The following is a 20,028-nucleotide window of genomic DNA, read 5'->3' on the forward strand; positions in this document are numbered from 1 at the left end:
ACCTTGGGGGGCTCGGCGGGGTTGTCGTCGAACCTGCCCCATGCGCCGGTGGAGAAGGCCACGGGGTAGTTCTTCTTGCCCTTGCCGTCGCCCCACTTGGTGATGACGTAGTCGATCTTGATGTGGCCCTGGCCGCCGTTGCCGTCCACGCCGAGCGTGTCGGGGTTGAAGGTGCCGCCGGTCAGCTCGGCGAAGGTCTTGGCGTCGAGGTCGAGCATGACGCCACGGCTGGAGGGCTCGCCGGGGCCGCGGTCGCCCACGAAGAACGGCATCTTCTTGCCGTTGTAGGTCACGTAACCCTCGGTCATGAGGGGCCAGCTGGGGCTGGCGGCCAGGCCCTTCTGCATGGGCTTGCCGCTGGCCGGCAGGCCGGTGTCGCCGGCGCGGCCGGAGGAGTCGTCCCAGAAGTAGGAAGCCTTCGTGGAACCCTTGAGCAGGATCTTCTGGTCGTCGCCGGTGTCGGCGTGGGCGCCGGTGGCGGAGATCGTCAGCGCGCCCATGGCGGACACGGACAGCAGAGCGAGAGAGCGCAGGCCAAATCGAGACATGAAGCAGTGAAGTCCTTCGCGAGGGGACAGGGGGAACGCGCGTGACTACGGTGCGTAACCGGGCAGAGCGCCGAAAAGGTGGTTACGCGGCGCGTGGGGGAAGTCAGGGAAGAGACCGCTCAGCAGGCGGTCGTCACTACACTGTCCGGGGGTACGACGAGGTGGTACATGCGTGAAGTCCTCTCCATCTCGCCTACCGGGTTAGCTGACGGGTTCGGGCGTGGAGATGCCCTACCGGCACGTGGCCGGATTCACCCCAATGAGATGGGTCCCCGGTTCCCGACAAGTCGGGATTCGGCGCCAGCTGTCGTCCCTCTCCTGGTAGGGACTACGCCACCAGCTGGTAATTGGTTAAGACCGTACCCAGAGATTCGGACAAATACAAACGAATCGTCATGAACCGGGTAAAGATCTACCTATCACGGCAAAGAGAAAGGGGGCACGGCATGCCGTACCCCCTGCTAAATCGGGCCTTTCAGCCGCCGCTCTTGCGCCTGAAGGATCTTTTACTCGCTGCCGGACCGTGCGCCCCGTGGATCTTCGACGGGTCCACGCCCCTGCCACCCGCGGCCGAGTCGGCCTGCTGCCCGCGCTTGCGTTCCAACGCCTCGCGGAACTTGCGCTTCATCTCGTCCTCGGGAGTCTCGCTGACTTCCGGCTCCGGTGTTTCCGCCATGAGGACCTCCTGGTTCTGGGGACATCCACAGCTTCGCACGACGTCGCTTACGACGCGAAACCGGCCTCCACTCTGCTCTCCGCGGCGGGCGCCTGCTCCAGCCGCCTGCCGGGCATCATGACCAGCGCGACCAGGGCGATCACCGCGCCCGCCACGCCCAGCGACGGGATGACCACGGCCGCCGCCGAGGCGTGCGCGGCCGCGAGCCCGTGGACGGGCGCGTCCGTGGTGATGACCGACGTGTACGCGGTGCCGGCCAGCGCCAGCGCCACGGAGCCGCCGATCTGCCGGAAGAAGGTGAGGTTGGCCGAGGCCGTGCCGATGTACCGCGGCGGGACGGCCTGCTGCACGGCCACGGTCAGCCCCGACAACATCGGCCCCATGCCGAGCCCGAGCAGCGCCATCCACCCGGCCAGCAGCAGGCCGTCGGTGCGCACGGTGAGGTTCAGGCAGAGCAGGCTGCCGGCTGCCAGCAGGAACGGCGCCCCGACCAGCCACGGCTTGTACGTGCGCGTCCTGGACATCAGCGTGCCCATGAGCGCGCTGCCCGCCACCATGGCCAGCGTCATCGGGTAGATCCTCAGCCCCGACTCGGTGGCGCTGATGCCCAGCGCCTGCTGGAAGTAGCGGGGCAGGAACACCACGCCGGCGTACATGCAGAAGGCGGTGAAGAAGGAGGTCGCGTTGACCAGCGTGTAGGTACGGTCCCGGAACAGGTGCATCGGCATGACCGGGTTCGCCGCCCGCAACTCGACCAGCACGAACGCGGCCAGCAGCACCAGCGCCAGCAGGATCGGCCCGGCCACGGACGGGGACGTCCAGGAGTTGCCGTCCAGGCCCTTCTCGGTCAGGCCGAGCAGCAGGGCGCTGATGGCCACGCTGAACACCGCGATGCCCGCGTAGTCCGGCCGGCCCCCGCCGCCGGTGCCCGCACGGAACGGCAGCCGCAGCACCACGATCGCGATCAGCACGATCCCGAGCGGCACGTTCACGTAGAAGGCCCACCGCCAGCTCGCGTGGTCGGTGAACAACCCGCCCAGGAAGGGCCCGGCCAGGTACGTCAACGCCATCACGCCGCCGAGCGCGCCCTGCACGCGGGCGCCGTTGCGGCCGGGCGGGAACATCTCCATCACCAGGGCCAGCGACAGCGGCAACAACGCGCCCGCGCCCAGCCCCTGCACGGCGCGGAAGGCGATGAGCTGGGTCATGTCCTGGGCGAGCCCGCACAACGCCGATCCGACGACGAACACCGACATCCCGACGAGCAGCAGCGGCTTCCTGCCGTGCTGGTCGGAGAGCCGGCCGTACAGCGGCACGGTCACCGTGGAGGTGAGCAGATAGGCCGTGACCACCCAGGTGTAGAGCCGGGTGCCGCCCAGTTCGCCGGTGATGCGGGGCAGCGCGGTGCCGACGATCGTCTGGTCGAGCATCGCCAGGAACATCCCGCCGAGCACCGCCAGCAACACCAGCCCGTTGCCCTTGGTCTTCATGTCATTAGTCACAGGTGAAGATTGATATGTAAGAGCTGACATGTCAAGCCTTCGCTATGCTGGCGGACATGTCCCTGCGGATCGCGCTCCTCGGCCTGCTCGCCACCAAAGGCCCGGCCAGCGGCTACGACCTGGCCAAGAAGTTCGAGCACTCGCTCAACCACGTCTGGCAGGCGGGGCACACGCAGATCTATCCGGAGCTGGTCAAGATGGCCGCCGACGGCCTGGTGACGGTCGAGCACGAGGGCGCCCGGGGCCGCAAGATCTACGCCATCACCCCCGAGGGCCGCACGCTGGTCACCGAGTGGCTGGTCGGCCACGACCCGTCGGCGACCGTGCGCAGCGAGACCGCCCTCCAGGCGTTCCTGCTGGCGCTGCTCGACGCCGAGCAGGCCGCCGCCGTGGTCGAGCGCATCAAGGGCCACTTCCAGGCCCGCCTCGCGGTGCTCGACTGCCAGCCCGAGGGCCTGTTCGGCAAGTACGCCCTCTCCCTGGGCCTGCACCAGGCGCGCTCCGGCATCGAGTGGGCCGACGAGACCCTGGCCGCCCTGCGGCGCGAAGGGTAAAACGGAACTCTGCGGTTCCTGGTGTTGCGTTGGAGAAGCGCCGGATATACACCCAGGCATGATGCTCAACCTCCCAGTACGGCGATGAGCCTCCTGGGTCGTGACCTGGCGATCGACCTCGGCGCGGCCGGCACGAGGATCTACGCCAAGGGCAGGGGCATCGTGCTGGACGAGCCGTCGGTCGTCCTGCGCGACCGGCGGACGGGCAAGGTCGTCGGCTTCGGCGCCGATGCCGTGACCGGCGCTGACGGCGCTGACGGCGTTGACGGCGTTGACGGCGTTGACGGCGCTGACGGCGAGACGTACTGGCCGATCAGCGACGGCCTGCCCCAGGACGGCGAGCTCGCCCGGCGCATGATCAGGCACTTCCTGCGCAAGGTGCACCGGCACCCCTTCCCCCGGCCGCGCCTGGTGATGGCCGTGCCGGACGAGTTCACGCCGATCGAGCGGGTGGCGCTGCGCGACGCCGGCTTCGAGGCGGAGGCCCGCGGGATCCTGCTGGTCAAGCACGCGATCGCCGCCGCGCTCGGCGCGGGCCTGCCGGTGCGCGACGGCAGCGGGCACATGGTCGTCGACATCGGCCGGGACGCCACCAGGGTCGCCGTGCTGTCCTGCGGGGCCGTGGTCGCCGCCGGAACCGTGCGCGGCGGCGGCAACGCCGTGACCCGCGCCGTCGCCCGCCTGGTCGAGGACGAGCACGGCCTGCTGGCCGACGAGCGGGAGGCCGAGGCGGCCAAGCTGCGCGCGACGCGGGAGCCGACCGGGAACGTGCTGATCCGCGGCAGGGACGCCGGCACCGGCGAGGAGCGCGCGGTGGCGCTGCCCGCGGCGCGCGTGCGCGAGGCGGCCGTCCAGCCGGTCGAGCACATCGTGCGGGCCGCCGAGCACACCATGGAACGCTGCCCTCCCGAGTTGACCGCCGACCTGGGCGAGCGCGGAATGGTGCTGGTCGGCGGCGGTGCGCTGCTGCCCGGCCTGCGCCGGCGGCTGCAGGAGGGGCTGTCCATGCCGGTGCGGCGGGCGGAGCGGCCCACCGACTCGGTGGCCCTGGGGCTCGGACGCTGCGTGGAGGACCTGGGGCTGATCGCCAAGCTGAGGCGCCGGTGAGCGACCTGTTCGACCTGGGGGTCTCCGTCGCCGACAAGACCGTCAGGACGATCGCCGTCTACGTGACGATCGCCGTGCTGCTCCGCATCGCCGGCAAACGCGGCATCGCGCAGCTCAACAACTTCGACTTCGTGGTCATGCTGCTGATGAGCAACGTCGTGCAGAACGCGATCATCGGCCCGGACAACTCGCTGGTCGGCGGCCTGGTGGGCGTGGTGATCCTGGTGGCGGTCAACTCGATCGTGGTGCGGCTGGCGGCCACCGTGCCCTCGGTCGGCAGGGTGTTCGAGGGCACGCCGGTCGTCCTGGCCCGCGACGGGCACTTCATCCCCTCCGCGCTGCGCCGGATGGGCGTGCGGCAGGCCGACCTCAACGTGATGCTGCAGCTCCGGGGGGCCGAGAGCGTCACCGACACCGACCTGGTACGCCTGGAGCCCGGCGGCTCGCTCCTGGTCCGCCTGCGCCCCGAGGAGGAGGAAGCCGAACGCGGCGACCTGGAAGAGCTGTGCCGGCGCCTCGACCGCATCGAACGCAAGCTGGACGAGCTGAAATCCGGCCCCTCCTGAGAATGCGCGGCCAGATGGCAATTTGATATCGGCCATTAATATTGCGTTAATCCCCCTGCGCGCGGAATTGATCTCCGATATCGTCCCAACGTGCGCCTGGCTGGTCGCTCGGTCATGATGTCCGCGGTGCTCGTGTGCGTCGCGGTCGCGGCAGCCTGTACCTCCGGCCGCCAGTCCTCCTTCGAGGACGCGGCCAGGCAGCTCGCCGCCGACACCGACGCCCTGCTCACCAGCGGCCCTCTGCGCGTCTCGCCGGCCGACCGCTCCGACGAGACCGAGGACCGCTCGTGCGTGCCCGGCCAGGTGCGCCGGCTCGTCCGGGCCGAGGGCGAGGCCGCCGACGCTCCCGACGGCCTCCTGCACACCCTCCAGGACCTGGGCTACGACCAGATCGTCGAGGACCTCGACCTGCGTGACGAGACCCCGGTCGTCTCCGTCGTGCGCAACCCCCGGACGAACCTGACGTTCGAGCTCACCGTGCTCGACGGGCCGAACGTCAGGATCGTCGGCAGGACGACCTGCTACTCCCCCGCCCCCGGGTCCGCTCTGTCCTGACCCGCTCTGTCCTGACCCGCCCTGTCCTGACCCGCTCCGTCCTGCCCCGGGGCGCCTGTCTCACGGCGCCGACAGCGCCTCCGTCGGCGACAGCCGGGAGGCGCGCACGGCCGGGTAGAGCCCCGCCACCGCGCCGATGAGCAGCGTGGCCGCCAGGCCCCCGACGGTCGCCCACGCGGGCACCACGGCGGGCCATCCGCGGGAGAAGGCGTAGGCGACGGTGACGCCGGCCCCCAGCAGGATCCCGCCCGCGCCGCCCAGCGCGGACAGCAGCAGCGACTCGGCGAGGAACTGGGTGCGGATCTGGCCCCGCGTCGCGCCGAGCGACCGGCGCAAGCCTATCTCCGCGCGGCGTTCCAGCACCGAGATGACCATCGTGTTGGCCACGCCGACGCCGCCCACGAGCAGCGCCACCGCCCCGACGCCGAGCAGCAGCCCGGCGAAGGCCTGGCTGGTCGCCTGCTTGGCGGCCAGCGCGTCGGACGGGCGGGAGACGTCCACCTCGCTGGACGCCTCGGGGTTGGCCGTGCCGGCCAGGACCGACCGCACGTCCTCCAGCCTCGCCTCCTGCGAGCGGGTGTAGAGCGTGGTCGGATGCCCGTCGAAGTCCAGCCTGGACTCCGCGACCGGCCAGCCGACCAGGGCCGCGCTGTCCAGCTCCTCGGCCAGGGGCACCGGGTCGAGCAGCCCGACCACCGTGAACCGGATGCCGCCGATCACCACCTGCGTGTCGGGGGTGACGGTGCCGATGCCGAGCCGCTGGGCGGCGGCCGAGCCGAGCACGACGGCCGGGTAGCGTTCGGTGGCCGCGTTGAGCCAGGTGCCGCGGCGGACCGTCGCGCCCACGGTCGGCAGCAGGTCGAGGCGGGCGGCGATCGTGACCAGGCCGTTGGTCTGGGGCGCCGGGATCTCCTCGCTGCGGTAGACCTTGGCCTCGGGCACCTTGCCGGTGGACGAGACCGACTCCACCGGGCCGATGCGCTCGATCATCGCCTCGGCGTCCATCGGCATCTGGGCCGCCTCGCCCAGGAGCGTGGTGCCGGAGGAGACGGTGAGCAGGTTCGTGCCCAGCGCGGACAGCGTACGGTCCAGCTCGGCGCTGGAGGAGGACGAGATGCCCACCACGCCGATCATCGCGGCGATGCCGATCGCGATGCCGAGCGCCGACAGGAACGCCCGCAGCGGGCGCGTACGCAGGCCGACCGCGCCGACGCGCATCACATCGCGCGGGCGCATCCTGGCCGGGGAGAGCCTGGGGCGCTCCAGGGTCGCCATCACGCCACCTCGGATTCGACGGGCTCGCGCACGCACCGGCCACCGCCCTCTGAACCGGAACCGGAGCCCGAGTCCGCGCTGGAGCCGGAGGCCGAGTCGGAGGCCGAGTCGGAGGCCGAGTCGGAGGCCGAGTCGGAGGCCGAGTCGGAGGCCGAGTCGGAGGCCGAGTCGAAGGCCGAGTCGGAGACGATGCGGCCGTCTCGCATGCTCACCTGGCGGGGGAGGCCGGCGGCGATCTCGCGGTCGTGGGTGATGATCACGATGGTGGTGCCGCTCCCGTTCAGCTCGTGCAGCAGGTCCATCACGCCGGCGCCCGAGACGGAGTCCAGCGCGCCGGTGGGCTCGTCGGCCAGCAGCAGCGGCGGGTCGCCGGCCACCGCCCTGGCGATGGCCACGCGCTGCCGTTCGCCGCCGGACAGCTCGTGCGGCTCGTGGTCGACGCGGTGCCCGAGGCCGACGCGGCGCAGCGCCGTCGCTGCCCTGCGGCGGCGTTCGGCCGGCGGCAGGCCGGTGTAGATCAGGCCGTCTGCCACGTTGTCCAGGGCGGAGACCTTGGCGGCCAGGTGGAAGTGCTGGAAGACGAAGCCGATCGTGGTCGCGCGCAGGGCCGAGAGCTCGTTGTCCGACAGCGTCGAGACGTCGTAGCCGTCGATCTCGACGCGGCCCGCCGACGGGCGGTCGAGGGTGCCGACGATGTTGAGCATCGTGGACTTGCCCGAGCCCGACGGGCCGACGATGGCGACCAGCTCGCCGCGCCGGACCTCCAGCGACACCGCGTCCAGCGCGGCCACCCCGCCGGGATAGGTCCGGGACACGCCGGCGAGCACGATCATGGCCCGCCCCTCCTCCGCCGGGCTTGTGGCGGGCGTGCCCGCAAGGCCCGGGGCGGAGGTGTCCGCAGGGGGCGAGATGCGGGTTTCGGGGTTGTTCGGGGTGAGGGTCATTTCGGGATTCCCACTGTCATGCCGTCGGTGAGCCCGTCGCCGGAGATCTCGACGCGCCCACCGGCGAACAACCCGGTCCGCACGGCGACATATCGCGACCGGCCACCCTCCACCACCTCCACCCCGAACCCGCCCTCCCGCAACGCGACCAGCGCCGACACCGGCACGGTCAGCACGCCCCTGCGCCGGTCGGCGGTGAACGTCACCTTCACCGCCGCCCGGTCCAGCCCCTTGGCCGCCTTGGCGTTCCCCAGCGAGACCTGCACCTCCAGGCGGGTCTCCGGGTCGGCGTTCTGCCCGTCACCGGGGTCGATGATCGTGGCCACCTCGGTGATCCGGCCGGTGACGTCCTTGCCGTCCGGCATCGTGACCGAGACCTTGGTGCCCTTCCTGGCCATCCGCTGGTCCTCGGCGGCCAGTTCTGCGGTGACGACCTTCTTCGTGCCCGTGTAGGTGAGGATCTTCTGGCCGGGGCCGGTGGGCTGGCCCTGCTCGGCCTCCAGGCTCTCCACCCGGACCTTGCCGGGGGCGAAGACGACGCGTCCCAGCTCCACCACGCCGGTCTCGTCGAGGCCGCGGTCCTCCTGCCACTCCCGCACCGCCTGCGCGGTGTCGTAGGTGTACTCGTCGTCCACGGTGAAGCCGTCGTAGCCGAGCTTGCGCAGGTTGCGCTCCAGGTTCTCGACGTCCTTGCCCTCGCTGCCGATCCGCAGGTCGCGGTAGGCGGGGGTGGTGCCGTACAGGAGCATGACCGGCTTGTTGTCCAGGCGGTACAGGGACCGGCCGCGGGTGATCCGGTCGCCGCTGTCCGGGAGCCAGGTGACGGTGCCGGCCTTCCTGGCCATGGCCGTGGTGACCGGGCCGTAGCCGAGCTCGCCGTCGGCGTCCCTGGTGTCGTTCAGCGTCTGGCGGGTGACCGGGGTGGTGGCCGGGGGCAGCGCGCCGGCCGACGCGGACGGGGTGGCGCCGCCGTCCAGCAGCCCGCCGGGATTGACCGCCAGGACCGCCGCCCCCGCGACGGCGGCCACCCCGACGAGGGCGAGGACCGCCCGCCCGCCGCGGCGGCGGGCGCGCGGGGAAGGGGCGTCCGGCTCGGCCTTTCCGTCGATGGTGGCCGTGCCCATCAAGAGCCCCCCTGTCCCCCGCCGATGTTCATCCGGCACTTCTCCTGCGCGGCCTTGAAGTCGGGGTCCTCGCCGACCTCGGGCGTGATGCGCACCATGCCGCCCTCGGGGTCGGGGAACGCCTCCACGCCGTTGTCCCGCATGCACTGCGCCTGCTTGCGCATGTTCTCGGCCTGCTTAGGGTCGCCGCCCTTGCCCAGGTTCATGCCCGCGGGCTGGAGCGCCTTGCAGGCGTCCATGGCCTTCTGGACCTTCTCCGGGCCGCCGGAGCTCTTGTCGAACTTCATCTGGATCCGGCCATCCGGGCCGGGGTCGGCGATGTCCAGGCCCTGTTCGCGCAGGCAGGTGGTGTACTTCACGGCCTGCGCGTTGCGGTCGGCGGTGGCCGTGGCGCCGGCCGTCGGCTTGTCGCCGGTGCCGGTGCCGGTCACCGACGCCACGTCCGACCCGCCTTCCTGGGCGCCGCACGCCGTCAGGAACAGCGCGGCCGCGACCAGCGCCATGAGGGATCGTCCTCGCATGAATGCTCTCCTCGCTCGAAAGCCGGTGGACTTACGAGGGGAGATGCAATACGCGGACGTGTTTCTCCAGCGTTTCCATCTCCGGCTTATCCGGATCAAATACCACCCGCGCAAGAATCGAGCCGGAGGTACGGAATGCGGGTGCTGGTGGTGGAGGACGAGCGCGTGCTCGCCGGCGCGATCGCCGAATGGCTGCGCGACGAGACCCACGCGGTCGACCTCGCGCACGACGGCGCGGCGGCGCTGGAGCGGATCGCGGTCAACGACTACGACGTGGTCGTCCTGGACCGCGACCTGCCGCGCGTGCACGGCGACGACGTGTGCAGGGAGCTGGTCGCCTCCGACTCCGACGCGCGGGTGCTGATGCTCACGGCCGCCGCCCAGCTCGACGACCGGGTCAGCGGGCTGTCCATCGGCGCCGACGACTACCTGTCCAAGCCGTTCGCCTTCCCCGAGCTGGCGGCGCGCGTCCTGGCGCTGGGACGGCGCTCGCGCCCGGCCACTCCCCCGGTGCTGCGCCGGGCCGGGATCACGCTCGACCCCGGGCGCAGGGAGGTGTTCAGGAACGGGCGGTTCGTGCCGCTGTCGAAGAAGGAGTTCGCCGTCCTGGCCGAGCTGATGCGGGCGCAGGGCGCGGTCGTCTCGGCCGAGCACCTGCTGGAGAAGGCGTGGGACGAGCACGCCGACCCGTTCACCGGCGCGGTGCGGCTGACGATACTCAAGCTGCGCCGCAAGCTGGCCGACCCGCCGGTGGTGGAGACGGTGCCGGGAGTGGGGTACCGGATCGCATGAGACTGCCGCACCCCACCCTCAGGCTGCGCCTCACCCTCGTGTACGGCGCCCTGTTCCTGGTGGCGGGGCTGGCCCTGCTGGGCGTCACGTACCTGCTGTTCAACCAGCAGCTCGCGCAGTCGTTCGAGAACCGGTTCGTGACCACTGCCGGCACCCGCAAGAACGTGATCTTCCTCAAGCAGGACGGCGTCGAGCTGGCCGGCGCCGCCGCCGTCGACTGGATGCGGCAGCAGGAGGAAGGGGTGCGGGAGGCCGCCGCGACCTCGCTGCTCACCCAGGGCGCGATCGCGCTGGTCGTCGTGTGCGGGACCGCCATCTGGCTCGGCTGGGTGGTGGCCGGACGCGTGCTGGCCCCGCTGCACCTGGTGACCGAGACCGCGCGCAGGATCGCCGCCGCCCCCATGGCCGAACGCGGCCTGCACGAGCGCATCGCGCTCGGCGGCCCCCCGGACGAGGTCAAGACGCTGGCCGACACGTTCGACACGATGGTGGAGCGGCTCGACCACTCCTTCGACGGCCAGCGCAGGTTCGTCGCCAACGCCTCCCACGAGCTGCGCACCCCCCTGACGCTCAACCGGGCGCTGGTGGAGCTGGCGATGCACCGGCGTACCGCCTCCGACGACGTCAAGGAGCTGGGCGAGAGCCTGCTGCAGATCAACGCCCGCCACGAGCGGCTCATCTCGGGCCTGCTGCTGCTGGCCCGCTCCGAGCAGGAGATCGCCGACCGCTCCCCGGTGGACCTCGCCGACATCGTCTCGCACGTCGTCGCCCAGACCGCCCGCGCCGCGGCGGAGGCGAACGTCGTCGTGAAGGAGGAGGCCGGGCCCGCGCCGACCGCGGGCGACGCGCTGCTGCTCGAACGGCTGGTGCACAACCTGGTCGAGAACGGCGTCCGGCACAACCTCGGCGACGGCGGATGGGTCCGGGTGGTGAGCCGGACGACGCCGGACGGGCGGGCCGAGGTGGAGGTGAGCAACAGCGGGCCGAGCATCCCCCCGTACGACGTGCCGCTGCTGTTCAAGCCGTTCCACCGGCACGGCGCCGAACGGGTGGTCACCGGGACGAGCGCGGGGCTCGGGCTGTCGATCGTGCGCTCGGTGGCCGTCGCGCACGGAGGGGACGTGACGGCCCGCCCGCGCGAGGGCGGCGGCCTGGTCGTCACCGCCACCCTCCCGGCCGGCTGACCGGGCTACTGGTGGGCGGCCGTGCGCAGTGAACGGTAGAGCAGGCGCGGGTCGCCCAGATGGTGGCGGAGCAGCTTCTCCAGGCCGCCGATCGGGACCAGGTTCTGGGGGGCGCGCGGGTCCTTGTAGTCGACGCCGGCCAGCGCCGGCAGGGCCAGCGTGACGGCGTCGGCCAGCTCGACGACCTGCGAGGGGTCGAGCTCGGCGCTGGCCTCGCAGCGGGCGATCCCCGCCCACGGCGCCGTCGACTGGACCGGCAGCCGCAGGTACCAGGCGTGCCGGCGCCAGCTCGTGCCCATGAGGAACACCGGCGTGCGCTGCCCCGGCGTGAGCGCGGCCACCACGGCCGACTGCGGCTGCGGCAGGTACGCCGCGTGGTGCGTCTTGATGTAGCCGACCGTCCGGGGCAGGTGGGTGCGTCCCCGCAGCGGGCCGTCCACCAGCAGCAGGTCGTCGCCCAGCGACCGGTGGCGGACGGCGAGGTCCACCTCCAGCTGGGTGACCTGGCGTTGCAGGGCGAGCGACAGCTCCTCGAAGCTGGAGTCGGCGGCCTTGTTCGGCAGGTAGGAGGCGTGCGCGGTCTTGACCTCCGGCGCGTACGGCGAGGCCGAGATCAGCGTCCTGTTGACCTCGATCGCGGCCAGCTCGGCCCCCTCGCGCCCGCAGCGGACGATCCCGGCGGCGTAGGAGGCGGCGATCCCGGGGACGGGCATCGGCAGGTCGGGATCGTGCACCCACACGCGGGCGTCGATCCGGCGCACCCCGTCGGCGACCAGCAGCGTCTCGGGGGCGGCGGCGCCGGGGCCCGGCGTGACGGGCTTCCAGTCGGCGGCCGGCCGCTCGACGTCGAGCACCAGCTCGGCACTGGTGGCGCCCAGTTCGGACAGGGCCTCGACGGCGATCGCGGCGGCGTAACCCGGGTCCCAGGGGTCGACGGTGAAGCCCGGGTTCACGGCCCCACCTTGCGCACGTGCGAGCCCTTCGCGTCGCGCAGCACCTCGAAGCGCGCGGGCACCCGGTCGGCCAGCGCCGGGACGTGGGTGACGACGCCGATCATGCGCTCCTGACCGGCGGCCAGGCGTTCGAGGGTGGTGGCGACGGTGTCGAGGGTGGCCGGGTCGAGGGTGCCGAAGCCCTCGTCCAGGAAGATCGAGTCGAGCCCTCTGGCGACGGCCCCCGACAGCGCCAGGGCCAGGGACAGCGCGGCCTGGAAGGTCTCGCCGCCGGACAGCGTGCGGGCGCTGCGCCGCAGGCCGGCCTCGCCGTGGTCGATGACCTCGATGTCGCCGGTGCGTTCGCCGAGCGCCAGCTCGTACTGGCCGTCGGACAGCTCCATCAGCGTCTCGGACGCCGCGGCGACCAGCACGGCCAGGGCCTCGGCGCACAACCACCGCTCGAAGGCGTTGGCCCGCAGGCGCAGCGCCAGCTCGTGGGCGACCTTGGCCTCGTGATCCTTCTCCGCGACGGCGGTCTCCAGCTCGGCGGCGCGCCTGCGTTCCTCGCGGACCCGTTCGAGGGCGCCGTCGGCCCGCGCGACCGCTCCGGCGACGGCCGCGCCGAGCTGGTCGGGGGTGGCGTTGCGGGGGACGGTGACGCCGTGCTCGGCCAGGCGTTCGGTCAGCCGGTGGCGTTCGGCGGCGAGCCGGGCGGTGGCCTGGGCGAGCTCCTGCTCGCGCTCGGCCAGGGCGGCGCGGGCGGCCTCGGCGGCCCGGTCGCGCCAGCCGAGCAGCTCGGTCCAGGCGCGGTGGAGGTCGTCGCGGGTGAGCGGCGGCGGCGCGTCGCCGGTGGGCGCGAGCACGAGCAGCCGGTCGCGGGTGGCCGCGAGCGTCTGCCAGGCGCTCTCGGCCTGCCGTTCGACCTGTTCGGCGGCGGTACGGGCGCGTTCGAGCTTCTTGCGCGCGTTGCGCATGGCGGTACGGGCCTCGGTGGCCAGGGCCTCGGCCTTGGCGATGGCGGCCAGGCGGCCTTCGATCTCGTTGCGGTCGCCGGGGGCGGGCAGCGCGGCCAGCTCGGCGTCGAGCCGGCTCGACTGCGTGGCCAGCATGGACGCCGACGTCTCGGCCTTGGCCAGGGCCGCCCTGCCACGGGCCGCGTGGTCGCGGGCCGCTGCCAAGGCGCGGTCGGCGGCGCCGAGATCGGCGGGCCTGTCGTGGTGGGGCAGCTCGGTGAGCGGGCGCAGGCAGAGCGGGCACGGCTCCCCCACGGCCAGCCGGTGGCTCAGACCGGCCGCGGTGTGGGCGTCGCGCAGCCGTTCGCGCTCGTGCTCGGCGTCGCTCAGCGCGCGTTCGGCGTCGGCGACCGCGGGGGTGAGGCGTTCCAGCGCCGTGGCGGCCTCGGCCGCCGCCCGGCGGGCGTCGGCGGCCTGGGCGGTGAGGCGCTCGCGGGCGTCGAGGGCGGCCAGCGCGGCCACCGGCTCGGCGCGGTCGCCTAGCGCGGCCAGCGCCTCGAACGCCTCGTGCTCGTCGGCCTCCACGGACGCCGTCTCGGTCTCCAGCGCGGCGACCGCGTCGGCGGCCTCGCGGCGGGCCGAGGCCAGCGTCGGCACCGCGGGCGGCATGCGCAGCGCGGCCAGCGCCGACTGCCGCTCGGCCACCGCCGCGCGTTCCTGCTCGGCCCGCCCGATGTCGCCCTCGCGGGAGCGCAGCAGGTCGAGGTCGGTGTCGATGGTGCCGGCCAGCCGCCGCAGCGCGGCCAGCCGGTCGGCCAGCTCGCGTTCGGCCTCGTCGGACGCGCCGGCCAGCTTGGCGAGCTGGTCGCGGGCGAAGGCGGCGGCGTTGCGCGCGGCCTCCTCGTCGCGGGCGGCCCGCTGCCTGATCAGCTCGTAGACGTCGGCGTCGAGGAGCTGCACCAGCAGGTCCTGGCGCTCGCGCGGCGCGGCGTGCAGGAACTCGGCGAACCGGCCCTGCGGCAGCACCACGCACTGGGTGAAGAACCTGTACTCCAGGCCGGTCACCCGCTGCACCTCGGGCGTGACGTTCTCTCCCTCGGCCAGCGGCTTCAGTACCATCTCGTACGCCGCGTCGAGCGGCGCCGCCGGGTCGAGCTCGTCGATCCTGGCCTCTTTGGTACGGACGGTCCCCTTGGCGTCGCGGACCAGCGAGCGCACCACGCCGTAGCGCCGCCGGTCGCTCTCGAACACCAGCGCCACCTTGCCCGAGCTCGCCGACGGCGCCAGGGCGTGGGCGATGACGTTCTCCTTGCCCCAGCGCGGGACGGTGCCGTACAGGGCGAAGCAGATGGCGTCGATGATCGTGCTCTTGCCGGCGCCGGTCGGGCCGACCAGGGCGAAGTACTCGGTGTCGGAGAAGTCGACGGTGGCCGGCTCGCGGAAACTGCCGAAGTGGTCGAGGTGCAGCAGCAGGGGACGCATCAGCCGGTCACCTCGTCGTAGAGCCGGTCGAACAGGGCGGCGACCTGGTCGTCGTGGCGGCCGGTCGCACTCAGGTACTCGCGGAACAGCTCGCGCGGGCTGCGTGCGGCCGACCCGGCCCGGCGCACCGCGGGCACCGGCCGGAACCGCTCGTCGAGGACGACGTCGACCGAGCCGGGCAGCAGGTCGCGCACCTGGTCGGACAGGCCGACGCGGGGCTTCTCCTCCACGATCACCTTGAGCCAGTCGTCGCCCGCCTCCAGGCCCTCCAGCTGCTCCAGCGTGCCGCGCACCGTGCGCAGCCGGCGCGCCGCGGCGAACGTCAGCTCCCGCACCACCGCGGGCCGCCCCGGCGTGACCTCCACCAGCAGCGCGCCCGGCGTGTTGCCCTCCTCGCCGAAGTCGACGGCCAGCGGCGAGCCGCTGTACCAGATCGGGCACGGGCCGGGGATCTGCTGCCTGCGGTGCAGGTGGCCGAGCGCGGCGTACTGGGTGGAGACCGGGAAGGCGTTGGGCTCGAAGTAGTAGGAGAAGATCGACTGGGCCTCGCGCTCGCCGCCGCCGAACGCGCCGCCCGGCAGGGTGCCGTGCGTGGTGATCAGGTTGACGGTGTCGCTCTGGAAGCCCGCGGTCAGCGCGCCGACCAGCTCGGAGATGCGGGTGGCGTAGTCGCGGTTGTGGTCGGCGGTGGTGCCGGTGAGCACCTCCGCGGCGCGTACGACATAGCGGTGGGACAGGAACGGCAGCACGCCCAGCCGCACCGGCTCCCCCGTGCGCGCGGTGAAGGCCAGCGTGCCGCCCGCGTCGGGACGGCGGAAGACGCCCACCACGTGCATGCCGAGCTTGCCCAGCACCGGCCGGTAGACCTCGAAGAGCTGCGGGTTGTCGTGGTTGCCGGCCAGCACCACCACGTCACGGCCGTCGCCGCGCAGCGCCATGAGCGCGTTGAGCACCAGCGACTGCGCCTCGGGCGTCGGCGCGGAGGTGTCGAACAGGTCGCCGGCCACCACGACCGCGTCGACGTCGTGGGTGCGGGCCGCCGCGACCAGCTCGCGCAGCACGGCCCGGTGCTCGTCCATGCGGGAGCGGCCCTTGAGCACCTTGCCCACGTGCCAGTCCGCGGTGTGCAGGAATTTCACCGAGCTCCCTTCAGAACGGCGGAATGTCGTCTTCGACGCCCGGCAACCCCTGGAACGGGTCGGCCGACGGGCTGACCCGCGAGGCCGCCTCGGCCGGCCGGGTCGCCCAGGCGGGGAACGGGAAGGCGACGGCCAGCGGCACCGGGATCTCCGGCTGGGCGACGAACATGGTGCCCGGCTTGGCGATCGTGGCGCGTTCCCTGACGGCCGGGGGCAGCCAGCCGTACTCGGAGCGGGCGGCCTCGGCCGGGTCGAGGCGGCCGGCGACGCGTACGGCGCTGTTGGAGACGATGCGGCGCTCGACCTCGGAGGCGGTCTGCTGGGCGCCGATGAGGATCACGCCGAGCGACCGGCCGCGCTCGGCCACGTCGAGCAGGATCTCCTTGATCGGCGAGTCGCCCTCGCGCGGCGCGTACTTGTTCAGCTCGTCGAGCACGACGAACAGCAGCGGCTTGGCCGTGCCCGAGGTCTCCTTGCGGTGGAACTCGCCGCGCAGCACGACGCCCACCACGAACCGCTGGGCCCGTTCGGGCAGGTTGTGCAGGTCGACGATGGTGACCTGGGCGTCGGACGTGCGCACCGAGTGGGCCCGGAAGAACGGCAGGTCGCCGCGGACGATCGGGGACAGCGGCTTGACGGCGCTGCGCAGCCTGCGCAGGAAGGCGTTGACCGTGCCGAGCGGGGTCTGGGCGCCGGTCCACTCGATGCGGGTGGCCTCGTCCTGCAACTGGTCGGACAGCAGCTCGACCAGGTCGCCGAAGGTGCGGCAGGCGGTGCCCCTGATCATGACCGCGCCGCCGTCGCCGACCGGCTCGGCCCATGACTTCAGCCGGGCCGCCACCTGGCCCACCAGCAGGGAGTAGCCGGCGCGCTCGTCGTCGGCGTCGGCGAAGACGAACCGCAGCAGCTCCTCCTCGCACAGCTCGACCAGCGTCCAGTAGAACGAGCTGACGCCCTGGGTGCGGGCGGACACGTGCGGCACGCCGTTGGGGTCGCCGGGCCGCGGCGGCGCGAACACGTGCACGCTGCCGAACGGCTGGGCGGGCAGCCCGAGCCGGGCGTACGCGGCCCGCGCCTGGTCGTCGAGGCGCACGTTGTCGTGGTCGAGGAAGAGCAGGTCCTCGCCCTTGACGGAGAAGATCAGGGCCTTGGTGTTGGCCGACTCGGCGTCGAGCACGCCCGAGTTGAAGATCGAGTAGAGCAGGAACGTGGCGAAGGACGTCTTGGTGGCCACGCCGGAGACGCCGGAGATCGACACGTGCGCGCCGCGGGTGCCGTCGAGGAAGTCGAAGTTGACGTAGAGCGGCAGGCCGTCGCGGCCCATGCCCATGGGCACCCGGCGGTCCATCACGTCGAAGTAGAGCGCCTGGTCGCGGTCGCCGGCCCCGGCCACGAAGACCTTCGCGCCCGGCAGCGGCGGCACGAACACCTCGGGCTCGACCCTGGTCACCCGCACCTCGGCCACCTCGACCACGGCGGCGGGCAGCGCGCCCTCGGCGATGAGGAACACGTCGGAGTCGTAGGCGGCGCCCTCGTGCCTGGCCTCGACCGTGGTCACCACGCCGGCGACCAGCACCGGGCCGTGGCCGGGCACGTCGCGCCTGGTGACCACGACGTCGTCGAGCTGGAGCACCTTGCCGGGCTCCAGGCCGACCCAGAACGACAGCGGCGAGGCGGCCTGGGTGCCCAGGACCCGGCCGACCGCCTCACCGGTCGCCATCGCCGCAGGAGACGCCTCGCGGCTCGCAGCCCCGTTGACCGTCACGAATCCCTCCACCACCAGACATGCCCTTCCAAAGGAGAGTAGTCGGGGGCCGGGGATGCGTCCGGCTCATTGCCGCCTTCGCCGCGCCGCGTCAGAGCGCGAAGGCCGCCTTGGTCCAGGCGAACTGGGCGTCGAGAACCTCGCCCAGCAGGCCGGCCAGCGCGGGGTCGGCCCGCCCGGCCGACTGCCTCGGCCCGATGCGGCCGCCCTCGGCGCTCCGCCCGGCCACCAGCAGCACCCGCGCGCCCGCCCGGTCGACCGCCAGGGCCGCGGCCGGCTCCCACGCGCCGTCGCGGTGCGCCGCGGCGGGCCTGCGCGGCCCCTCCCGGTGCGCCGGAGGTCGCCACGCGGCCTGGCCCTCCGCCGGCGCGAGGGCAGGCGCGGGGGCGACGAGCACCATCGCGTCGACCCGCATCGCCGTGGCCACCCGCCGCCGGGACTCGTCGAAGGCCGTCTCTGGCGGCACGGGCTGGGCCCGCATCGACTCGGCCATCGTGCGCAGCAACGCCGGCAGGTCGAGCTCGCCCGCCGGCGGAGCCAGCTCGTACTGCAGGTAGCCGACCAGCGGGAACGGCGGGTCGGGGAGGGTGTTGTAGCCGAGGAACAGCCTCGGCCACCCGGCCGACTCCGAGGGGCCGGTCAGCGCGCCGTGAGCCACCCGCCCGAGCTCGCCGCACCCGTGGTGGGGCAGGCCATTGACTGACCGCAACATCGCCATGCACGAATTGTTGCAGACCGATTACCTTCAGTTGCGCGTTCTCCACGAGAGCCCGGGGCCTCCGCCGTCCAGCGTGATCATCTTGATGGGAGCCATGGATACCACCCGGGTCCGACAGAACCGGCTCCGCACAGCCCGCGTTGTCCGGATGTGGACGGTCCGGTCAACCTGTCGCGTCCGTCCGCCGTCCCTTCTGTGTCACATCCGTCACAAAGGGAAAACGTCGTGCGCCTGCCCCTGATCCTGCCCTTGGCCGTCCTGCTGTTCGCCACGCCCGCGCCCGGGAGCGGCACGGTGGCGGCGTACACGTGCAGGACCACCGGTACGAACGAGACGCAGATCGTCAAGATGGACATCACGCTCACCGTGCCCGCGACCGCCTCCGCAGGCCGGCAGATGACCATCGGCTGGCGCGGCTCGTACGTCGAGGGCGCCGAGCTGCGCGCCCCCGCCACCGGCCTGGACGGCGAGGTCAACCTCTACGCCTACGCCGCCGTCAGCGGGATCGACCGGCTGACCTCGGCGACGGGCGTCGGCAGCCCCGGCCTGATCGTCCCGGGGGCGGTCATCCCCCTCCCCCGGGGCACGGTCGAGCTGCGGACCACGCCCCGGGATCCGGGAGCGGGCACGGTCCGGCCCGCGTCGGTGAACTTCGGGCCGACCCCGCAGCGACGCCTGATCGAGTGCGAGCTCCAGGACAAGGACGCGCCCAAGTCGTACCCCCTGACCGTCACCGCCGCCGGCACCGCCGCGAGCCCGGATACCTCGGACACTCCGGACACCCAAGACACCTCGGACACTGAGGCCACGCCCCCGGACGAGACCGCCGAGGACACGCCCACCGCCACGCCGACGGGCGGCGCGAACACGGGCGGCGGGGGCGAGGCGGGCCCCGACGGGCGGGCGCTGGCGCTGGCCGGCTCGCTGGTCCTCGCCGCCGCCCTCACCGGCCTACGCCTGCGCCGCCCGTCCCGCCCGTAGACGGTCCGCGCCCGGTGCGTGACCCGGCCGTACGGGCCGGGCCGCGTGTCATGCGTGCACGTACGTGCTCCTATGATCCGATGCGTGGCCAAGTACTTCGACCTGCACCCTGACAACCCCCAGCCTCGCCTGATCGGCCAGGTGGTCGAGTCCCTGCACGCCGACGGGCTGATCGCGTACCCGACGGACTCGTGCTACGCGCTGGGGTGCCGGCTGGGCAACAAGGACGGCCTCGACCGGATCAGAGAGATCCGGCACCTCGGCAGCGACCACCACTTCACCCTGGTCTGCAAGGACTTCGCGCAGTTCGGTCAGTTCGTTCATGTGAGCAACGCGGTGTTCCGGCTGGTCAAGGCGGCGACTCCGGGCGGGTACACGTTCATCCTGCCGGCGACCAAGGAGGTGCCGCGCAGGTTGCTGCATCCCCGGAAGAAGACCGTCGGCGTCCGGATCCCCGATCACGTCGTCACCCAGGCGCTGCTGGCCGAGCTCGGCGAACCGCTGGTGTCGAGCACGCTGATCCTGCCCGGCGAGACCGAGCCCTCGACGCAGGGCTGGGAGATCAAGGAGAGCCTCGACCACCTGGTGGACGCCGTCATCGATTCGGGGGAATGCGGCGCCACGCCGACGACCGTCGTGGACCTCTCGCAGGACGAGCCCGAGATCCTTCGTCGCGGCACCGGAGACCCGTCCCTCTTCGAATAGGC

The 20,028-nt window shown here is 72.7% G+C and carries 19 protein-coding genes, 1 pseudogene and 1 riboswitch; of the genes and pseudogenes, 8 read left to right on the plus strand and 12 right to left on the minus strand.

From position 1 onward, the window contains the following. Nucleotides 1-71 precede the first annotated feature (71 nt). The 3 genes and pseudogenes from AB0J71_RS03520 to AB0J71_RS03530 all read right to left on the minus strand — a co-directional run. Nucleotides 72-500 (minus strand): annotated as a pseudogene (locus tag AB0J71_RS03520) (hypothetical protein); the annotation flags it as partial. A 223-nt stretch (nt 501-723) separates the two neighbouring features. Further along, nucleotides 724-858: riboswitch (cyclic di-AMP (ydaO/yuaA leader) on the minus strand. Nucleotides 859-1,023: 165 nt separating this feature from the next. Then, nucleotides 1,024-1,224, minus strand: a complete 201-nt coding sequence (locus tag AB0J71_RS03525) for a DUF5302 domain-containing protein (RefSeq protein WP_352323331.1) — start codon at nt 1,222-1,224, stop codon at nt 1,024-1,026. Between the two features lie 47 nt (nt 1,225-1,271). Beyond that, nucleotides 1,272-2,726, minus strand: coding sequence for an MDR family MFS transporter (locus AB0J71_RS03530; RefSeq protein WP_364412482.1), 1,455 nt, complete (start codon nt 2,724-2,726; stop codon nt 1,272-1,274). Between the two features lie 56 nt (nt 2,727-2,782). Between AB0J71_RS03530 and AB0J71_RS03535 the strand changes: the two genes are divergently transcribed. The 4 genes from AB0J71_RS03535 (at nt 2,783) to AB0J71_RS03550 (ending at nt 5,508) form a co-directional block, all read left to right on the plus strand. Beyond that, complete coding sequence (locus AB0J71_RS03535) at nt 2,783-3,280, plus strand: PadR family transcriptional regulator (RefSeq protein WP_352323329.1); 498 nt, start codon at nt 2,783-2,785, stop codon at nt 3,278-3,280. A gap of 84 nt (nt 3,281-3,364) precedes the next feature. Next, on the plus strand, nt 3,365-4,387 hold the full coding sequence (locus AB0J71_RS03540) for a rod shape-determining protein (RefSeq protein ID WP_364412485.1): 1,023 nt from the start codon (nt 3,365-3,367) through the stop codon (nt 4,385-4,387). Then, complete coding sequence (locus tag AB0J71_RS03545; protein WP_352323327.1) at nt 4,384-4,953, plus strand: YetF domain-containing protein; 570 nt, start codon at nt 4,384-4,386, stop codon at nt 4,951-4,953. Before AB0J71_RS03540 ends, AB0J71_RS03545 begins: the two co-directional genes overlap by 4 nt. Nucleotides 4,954-5,043: 90 nt before the next feature. Then, nucleotides 5,044-5,508: a hypothetical protein gene (locus tag AB0J71_RS03550; protein ID WP_352323326.1), complete on the plus strand. Its 465-nt coding sequence runs from the start codon at nt 5,044-5,046 to the stop codon at nt 5,506-5,508. Between the two features lie 60 nt (nt 5,509-5,568). On the opposite strand, the gene AB0J71_RS03555 is transcribed toward AB0J71_RS03550, so the two are convergent. From AB0J71_RS03555 to AB0J71_RS03570, 4 genes are all read right to left on the minus strand, one after another. Beyond that, the gene (locus AB0J71_RS03555) at nt 5,569-6,783 is read right to left on the minus strand and encodes an ABC transporter permease (protein ID WP_364412488.1); all 1,215 of its coding nucleotides are present in this window, start codon (nt 6,781-6,783) and stop codon (nt 5,569-5,571) included. Then, nucleotides 6,783-7,616 (minus strand): ABC transporter ATP-binding protein, encoded by an 834-nt coding sequence (locus tag AB0J71_RS03560; protein ID WP_364412491.1) that lies wholly within the window; start codon nt 7,614-7,616, stop codon nt 6,783-6,785. The genes AB0J71_RS03555 and AB0J71_RS03560 overlap by 1 nt, the downstream gene beginning before the upstream one ends. A gap of 107 nt (nt 7,617-7,723) precedes the next feature. Continuing rightward, the gene (locus AB0J71_RS03565) at nt 7,724-8,851 is read right to left on the minus strand and encodes an efflux RND transporter periplasmic adaptor subunit (protein ID WP_352323323.1); all 1,128 of its coding nucleotides are present in this window, start codon (nt 8,849-8,851) and stop codon (nt 7,724-7,726) included. Continuing rightward, the gene (locus AB0J71_RS03570; protein ID WP_364412494.1) at nt 8,851-9,372 is read right to left on the minus strand and encodes a hypothetical protein; all 522 of its coding nucleotides are present in this window, start codon (nt 9,370-9,372) and stop codon (nt 8,851-8,853) included. The genes AB0J71_RS03565 and AB0J71_RS03570 overlap by 1 nt, the downstream gene beginning before the upstream one ends. Nucleotides 9,373-9,507: 135 nt before the next feature. Here AB0J71_RS03570 and AB0J71_RS03575 point away from each other — a divergent pair, with 135 nt between their 5' ends. Then, entirely contained in the window at nt 9,508-10,164 is a 657-nt protein-coding gene (locus AB0J71_RS03575; RefSeq protein WP_352323321.1) for a response regulator transcription factor, read from the plus strand. Beyond that, entirely contained in the window at nt 10,161-11,348 is a 1,188-nt protein-coding gene (locus AB0J71_RS03580) for a HAMP domain-containing sensor histidine kinase (RefSeq protein WP_352323320.1), read from the plus strand. The genes AB0J71_RS03575 and AB0J71_RS03580 overlap by 4 nt, the downstream gene beginning before the upstream one ends. Nucleotides 11,349-11,353: 5 nt before the next feature. Here AB0J71_RS03580 and AB0J71_RS03585 read toward each other — a convergent pair whose 3' ends face one another. The 5 genes from AB0J71_RS03585 to AB0J71_RS03605 all read right to left on the minus strand — a co-directional run bounded on the left by AB0J71_RS03585 (nt 11,354) and on the right by AB0J71_RS03605 (nt 18,340). Continuing rightward, a complete protein-coding gene (locus AB0J71_RS03585; RefSeq protein WP_352323319.1) occupies nt 11,354-12,301 on the minus strand; it encodes a hypothetical protein in 948 nt (315 codons plus the stop codon). Then, entirely contained in the window at nt 12,298-14,718 is a 2,421-nt protein-coding gene (locus AB0J71_RS03590; RefSeq protein WP_352323318.1) for an SMC family ATPase, read from the minus strand. Before AB0J71_RS03590 ends, AB0J71_RS03585 begins: the two co-directional genes overlap by 4 nt. Further along, the gene (locus AB0J71_RS03595; RefSeq protein WP_352323317.1) at nt 14,718-15,857 is read right to left on the minus strand and encodes an exonuclease SbcCD subunit D; all 1,140 of its coding nucleotides are present in this window, start codon (nt 15,855-15,857) and stop codon (nt 14,718-14,720) included. The genes AB0J71_RS03590 and AB0J71_RS03595 overlap by 1 nt, the downstream gene beginning before the upstream one ends. A gap of 10 nt (nt 15,858-15,867) precedes the next feature. After that, nucleotides 15,868-17,577, minus strand: a complete 1,710-nt coding sequence (locus AB0J71_RS03600) for an ATP-binding protein (protein ID WP_352323316.1) — start codon at nt 17,575-17,577, stop codon at nt 15,868-15,870. Between the two features lie 136 nt (nt 17,578-17,713). Continuing rightward, nucleotides 17,714-18,340 (minus strand): hypothetical protein, encoded by a 627-nt coding sequence (locus AB0J71_RS03605; RefSeq protein ID WP_352323315.1) that lies wholly within the window; start codon nt 18,338-18,340, stop codon nt 17,714-17,716. 225 nt (nt 18,341-18,565) lie between these two features. Between AB0J71_RS03605 and AB0J71_RS03610 the strand changes: the two genes are divergently transcribed. Next, nucleotides 18,566-19,321 carry a hypothetical protein gene (locus AB0J71_RS03610; protein ID WP_364412497.1) on the plus strand — a complete coding sequence of 252 codons (756 nt, stop codon included), beginning with the start codon at nt 18,566-18,568 and terminating at the stop codon, nt 19,319-19,321. A gap of 72 nt (nt 19,322-19,393) precedes the next feature. Continuing rightward, nucleotides 19,394-20,026 (plus strand): L-threonylcarbamoyladenylate synthase, encoded by a 633-nt coding sequence (locus tag AB0J71_RS03615; RefSeq protein WP_364412500.1) that lies wholly within the window; start codon nt 19,394-19,396, stop codon nt 20,024-20,026. Nucleotides 20,027-20,028 lie beyond the last annotated feature (2 nt).

It is taken from the genome of Nonomuraea sp. NPDC049637 (assembly GCF_040675235.1).
GTDB lineage: Bacteria > Actinomycetota > Actinomycetes > Streptosporangiales > Streptosporangiaceae > Nonomuraea.